At 66.5% G+C, this 2,659-nt stretch carries 2 protein-coding genes; one reads left to right on the top strand and one right to left on the bottom strand.

Annotated features, from left to right (window positions below; translation table 11 throughout):
* On the top strand, window positions 1–899 hold an 899-nt coding region (locus U9R90_RS35305), incomplete at its 5' end, for a SidA/IucD/PvdA family monooxygenase (protein WP_411061517.1).
* 17 nt (window positions 900–916) lie between these two features.
* On the opposite strand, the gene U9R90_RS35310 is transcribed toward U9R90_RS35305, so the two are convergent.
* A partial coding sequence (locus tag U9R90_RS35310; protein WP_411061519.1) for a bifunctional metallophosphatase/5'-nucleotidase occupies window positions 917–2,659 on the bottom strand: 1,743 nt, incomplete at its 5' end.

A 2,659-nucleotide genomic window follows, 5' to 3' on the forward strand; every position in this document is an offset into this window, starting at 1 on the left:
CCGAACCCCTCAAACCCCTCGCCGACGCCCCCACCGTTCCCGTCATCCACGCCGCCGACTACCTCCACCAGCGCGAACGCCTCCTCGCCGCCGACCACATCACCGTCATCGGCTCAGGACAGTCCGGCGCCGAAGTCTTCCTCGACCTCCTCAAACACCGCCCCGCAGGCCGCGAAAAACTCCACTGGCTCGCCCGCACCCAAGCCTTCGCCCCCATGGAGTACTCCAAGCTCGGCCTCGAACACTTCACCCCCGACTACACCCGCTACTTCCACGCCCTGCCCGAAACCCAACGCGACCAGCTCATCCCCCAGCAGTGGCAACTACACAAAGGCATCGACACCGACACCATCAGCGCCATCCACGACGAGCTCTACAAGCGCACCCAGCACGGCGGCTGGCCCGACACCGTCCTCACACCCGGCGTCACCGTCCGCACCGCAGGACGCGTCGCCAACACCCAGGTCGAACTCCACCTCGAACACCTCCAACAAGGCACCCGCACCCGCCTCACCACCGACGCCGTCATCCTCGCCACCGGCTACCGCGAACGCCCCCTGAACCAACTACTCGCCGGACTCGACCCCTACCTCCGCCGCGACCACACCGAACGCCCCCGCATCGACGAGCACTACCGCCTCACCCTCGACCCCACCGTCACCGGAGCCGTCTACGTCCAAAACGCCGAACGCCACACCCACGGCATCGGCGCCCCCGACCTCGGACTCGCCGCCTGGCGCAGCGCCACCATCCTCAACACCCTCACCGGCACCAACCCCTACCCCCTGCCCCAACGCACCGCCTTCACCAGCTTCGGCCTCACACACAGCGACGCGCCACCCAGCCGTGACACCAACACGGCCGAGCAGCGCGCCAACCTCGTACGACTCAAGGGCTGACCACCAGGGCAGCCAGATCAGAACACGGGCGTACCGTCCCGGGTCAGCCGCCAGTCCACCGACGCGAACTGCCCCGGGTCCACCGTCCCCGCCTCCCGCACCCACGAAATGATCGTGTTCCGGATCTCGTCCGAATCCGCCCACAACTGCTTCGCACCCGGCACATGCGGGAAGTTCCCACCCCCGCTCGCCCGATAGTTGTTCACCGCAAGCACGAACCGCGCGTCATCCGCCACCGGCTCACCCTCGAACGCCAAGCCCACGATCCGCGAACCCACCGCCCGCGCGATGTCGATGTCGTACGTCACGCCGTACACCGCGTCATAGTTGTAGTCCGGAATACCGTCCGCGTTCGTCAACTCCGCAGGATCAACCGCCCCACCCGCAGGCGTCCGCACGAAATACCGCGCCGAGTACTCCAGATACTCCTTCAGCTGCGCACCCGTGATCAGCCGCGCCTCCAGCGTGTTCTCGAACGGATACAGCCCCGCCGCATCCCGGATCGTCACCTCACCCTCCGGAATCCCCGCCGAACGAGAGAAACACGACGCCTGCGACAGCACCGGCAACGCCGCGAACTCGCCACCCGCCAGCGCCGCCTTCACCGTCTCCGCCTGCACATGACTGATCAGATCGATGATCGGCACATCCTTGTACGGGCCCTCAGCCGTCGACATCGCCTCCGTCGACGTACCGATCACCTGGTTCACATACGCCACGACCTTCTCGTGCTCATCCGCGAGCAGCCCCGCGACCTTCGGGTCCTCCTCCACAGTGTTGGAGTTGAGGACCTGCGCACCGACCTTCTCCACCGTCCAACGGCCCCTCGACCACACCAGATCGAAGTCGAAGACCGTCAGCCGCTGCCCCCACTTCAACGGCTCCGACAGCACCACCTGCCGCCCCGTCTCCTTGTTCGTCACAAAGTGCTCGGGAATCTCCTTGTGCGCATGCCCCACCAGAATCGCGTCGATCCCCGGCACCTGCTCAGCCACCAGACCCGCCGCGTTCTCGACATGCGGCAGCTGATCCCCGTACGACGACGTCCCACTCGACCCCGAATGCGCCGACACGATCACCACATCCGCACCCATCGAACGCAGCTTCGGCACCCACTTCGCGGCCTGCTCCTCAAGCCCCGGGAACGTCATCTTCCCCTGCACATGCGCCTTGTCCCAGATCGCGATCCCCGGATTCGTCAGCCCCAGCACCGCCACCCGCACATCACGACCGCACGGCGTACGCAGCCGATGCATGCTGTACGGCGGGAACGCCGGCCGCAGCGTCTTCGCATCCAACGCGTTCGCACCCAGCAGCGGGAACTCACACTGCTCCTCGAACTTCCGCAACACCGGGATGCCGTAGTTGAACTCGTGGTTGCCCAACGCCGCCGCGTCATAGCCGATCGCGTTCATCGCCTGCGCCATCGGATGCACCGGACCGCTCTCGGCCGTGATCGGATCGACCTTCGCGTAGTAGTACGACAGCTGAGTGCCCTGGATCGTGTCACCCGCGTCGATCAGCAGCGTGTTGCCCCGCCCCTTCTCCGCACGCACCCGCTCCACCAACGTGGAGATCTTCGCCAGCCCCACATCGTTGTGATCCCGGTCGTCGAACTCCGCGTCCGTGAAATAGTCCCAGTTGAAGACGTTGCCGTGCAGATCCGTGGTGCCCAGCACCGAGAACGAGTACCGCTTCTCACGCCCCCGCCCCCGCCCCTCCGCCGGGGCAGCGGCCGCCGTGGACGTGACACCGCCCGC

The organism is Streptomyces sp. E11-3 (assembly GCF_046540415.1).
Taxonomy (GTDB): Bacteria; Actinomycetota; Actinomycetes; order Streptomycetales; family Streptomycetaceae; genus Streptomyces.